Consider the following 336-nt stretch of genomic DNA (forward strand, 5'->3'; position numbering starts at 1 on the left):
CCGCCAGCTGCAGCACGCCGTGCACGACATCCAGCCCGACGTGGTCGCCCACCTCGCCGCCATCTCCTTTGTCGCCCACGGAGACGCCGACGCCATCTACCGCACCAACGTGGTCGGCACCCGCAACCTGCTCGACGCCCTCGCCAGCCTGCCCACCAAGCCCCGCGCCGTACTGCTCGCCAGCAGCGCCAACATCTACGGCAACACCAACACCGGCATCCTGGCCGAAACCGAGCCCGCCCAGCCCGCCAACGACTACGGCGTCAGCAAGCTCGCCATGGAACATGTCGCCCGCCTGTGGATGGACCAGCTCCCCATCACCATCACCCGGCCCTT

At 68.8% G+C, this 336-nt stretch carries 1 protein-coding gene; it reads left to right on the plus strand.

The window, feature by feature from the left end; all coding sequences use genetic code 11:
- The coding region (locus ACO0LO_RS29075; protein ID WP_422970044.1) for a GDP-mannose 4,6-dehydratase at positions 1-336 on the plus strand (336 nt) is incomplete at both ends.

Origin of the sequence: Undibacterium sp. TJN25 (assembly GCF_049339885.1) — a bacterium.
In the GTDB taxonomy this organism is placed as follows: Bacteria; Pseudomonadota; Gammaproteobacteria; order Burkholderiales; family Burkholderiaceae_D; genus Undibacterium.